Source organism: Micromonospora yasonensis (assembly GCF_026013475.1).
GTDB lineage: Bacteria > Actinomycetota > Actinomycetes > Mycobacteriales > Micromonosporaceae > Micromonospora > Micromonospora yasonensis.
Map to the genome: position 1 here is coordinate 1 of NZ_JAPDPH010000402.1, position 2894 is coordinate 2894.

Consider the following 2894-nt stretch of genomic DNA (forward strand, 5'->3'; position numbering starts at 1 on the left):
GTCCCACACCAGCGAGGTGGAGGACCCGTTCAACGACAGGGTCAGAATCGGCCCGTCGTAACAGTGGTCGTAGGTCTTCACCGGCGACGGGCTGCCACCCGGGTCGTCCTGACACGACACGAACGTCTGCTCCACATACGAGCGCGCGGTCGACCAGCCGTCACCCACCCACGAGGACTGCGCATTCGTCGACGCCGTCTGACCGTCCACGCTCCCGGAGTCGTAAGACAGGGCCACGGTCGGCACCAGGTCCGACGCCGCCGGCGGCACCGTGACCGGGTACGAGTACGTGAACGAACCCGTGCTGCCACCGGCCGTCCACGAACCCGACGGCTTCAACTCCGTCGCGGCGTACGTGCCACCCGCGCCACCCTCGTCCCCCGCCGTGGCGGTCGCCGCCAGCACCGTCATGCTGCTCGCGGTCAGTTCGCTGCGCGCCCCCGAAATCGTCATCGGCACCTCGGCCGACACGGTCCGCGCCGCCGGGTCGTTCGTCGACGCCAACGGGGTCACCGTCCGGCAACCCGCCACCGACGGCGTCGTCAACGCACACGCCGGCAACTTCACCAACCGCAACCGTGACCCGTAGTTACCGCCGTACGCCTCCGCGAACGCGTCGTAGTCCACCCCGACCCGCACCGCACCCGACGCCACATCCGGAGTCACCGACAGCAACACACCGTCCACCCCGGCCGCCTGCGCCGCCTGACGATCCGCCACCGTCACGGACAACCGACCCGGACCAGCCGCCCGGCCGTCCTTCGCCGCCACCGACTGCGCCCACACCGGCGTCCCCGCCGCCCGCGCCCTCGCCGCCGGCGCAGCCAGCTCCAACTGCGCCGACGCCGCCTTCGGCCAGGTCACCCTGGTCGGCCGGTACGTCGTCTTCGCGTCGTTCCTCGGCGTGACAAACCGCGTCGGCAACGGCTTCACACCCTTGACCGACGGCCCCGGCGACACCCCCGGCGGCCCCGCCACCACACCGTCCCCGGGCTTCGCCGCAGCCGGCGTACCCGTCAACAAGCCCGTCACCAACGACGCCGCCGCGACCACCGCGACGGCGCGTCTAGGACGAGTCCACATGCGTGGACCCCCGTGCTCGACCATCCGAACCTCACCTCTGCGCGACAAAACGGAAACCACGCAGAGTGACAGAACGCGCACCCCCGTGGCGCGAACAATCTTTCACGTCGATCACTATTTAAGGTCACGAGATCATAACGATCGTCCAGGCCCGGTGACCCATATGGGTGGCAGGGAGTGCGAAAGGGACAACCCGGCGTGACGACCGGCGTTCCGCAGAGGCGGTTCGGCTGATTCACTGTGGCCGCTCAGCGGACGCGATCCGGCGTTCGACGGACACACACGGGGGAGTTACCTCTTGCTGCCCAAAAAACAATCTACAAACGCGAGGCGATTGATTGCCTCGACCGCCGTCGCAGGACTGGCCCTCGGCGCCGCCTCGGCGGCCCTGGTGGCCCCGCCGGCCACCGCCGCACCCGACAAGCCAATTCCCAAGGCGGCCAATGGCCCGCTGACCGTCGATCAGGCGTGGGCTGAGGCGCGGCGGTCCGGCAAGCCGGTGGAAGCAACCGCCGCCGGCACGTCGACCACGAGGCTGACGGCCCGCCCGGACGGCACCGTGGAGTTGACGCAGTCGGCCGTACCGACCCGCACGCTGGTGAACGGCCAGTGGAAGAACCTGGATCCGACCCTGGTCCGGCACGCAGACGGCAGCATTACCGCTGCGGTGACCACCAACCAGGTACGCCTTTCCGGCGGCGGCACCGGCCCGCTGGCCGAGCTGACCAGCGGCGACCGGTCACTGTCCGTTTCGGTGCCGCTGGCGTTGCCTGCGCCGGTGTTGTCCGGCCAGACCGCTACCTATTCGGAGGTCCTGCCGGGCGTCGACCTGACCGTGCGGGTCACCAGCGAGGGCGCGTTCTCGCACGTCTTCGTGGTGAAGAACCGCGCCGCCGCCACCAATCCGAAACTCGCGGAACTCGACCTCGCCACGACGAGCAAGGGCGTGACGCTCGGGGCGGACGCGGCGGGCAACATCACCGGCCGGGACCGCAACGGGCAGGCGGTGCTGACCGCGCCGGCCCCGACCATGTGGGACTCGGGCGCTGCGGCCACGCCCGCCGCCGGCGGCGCCCTGTCGACGACCGTGGCGCCCGGCCGGGCCGCCCGGAGCGCGCCGATCGGCGTGCAGGTCGCCGCCGGGCAGCTGCGCCTGATCCCGGACCGGAAGCTGCTCACGGACAGCGCCACGACCTTCCCGGTCTACATCGACCCGACCTTCACCTGGACCCCGGTCGGGCCGAAGATGTCCGGCTGGGCGACCATCTCCTACCAGCACCAGTCGACCAACTACTGGAAGAACACCCCCGACCTGATCGGGCGGATGCAGGTCGGCAACGCCGGCAGCCAACGGTCGAACACGCTGATCAACTTCCCGGTCCCCTACACCACCCTGGCCGGGGCGGAGATCTATGACGCCATCTTCAAGATCACCAACACGCGGTCCTGGAGCTGCACCGCCAAGACCGTCTACGTCTACGGCCCCAGCACCACCCTCTCCTCCTCCAACGCGACCTGGAACTACTGGGAGGGCGTCAGCAAGGGCTCGGCGATCGCCTCGAAGAGCTTCGCGTACGGCTACTCCGGCTGCGACGCCGCCGCGGTCTCCTTCGACATCACCAGCCAGATCCGCACCGACGTGACCAGCAAGAAGGCCACCCGCACCCTGTGGATGGTCGCCGCGAACGAGGCCACGGACACGGAGAGCTGGAAGGAGTTCCTGGAGACCAGCCCCACCCTGACCATCCGCTACAACCACAAGCCCAACAAGCCCACCGGCCTGACCACCTCCCCGAAGACCGCCTGCACCG

The 2894-nt window shown here is 69.6% G+C and carries 2 pseudogenes; one reads left to right on the forward strand and one right to left on the reverse strand.

What is annotated here, in order from left to right:
- Positions 1–1107: pseudogene (locus ONA70_RS35715) on the reverse strand (sugar-binding protein); the annotation flags it as partial.
- A 310-nt stretch (positions 1108–1417) separates the two neighbouring features.
- Here ONA70_RS35715 and ONA70_RS35720 point away from each other — a divergent pair.
- Positions 1418–2894, forward strand: a pseudogene (locus ONA70_RS35720) (hypothetical protein); the annotation flags it as partial.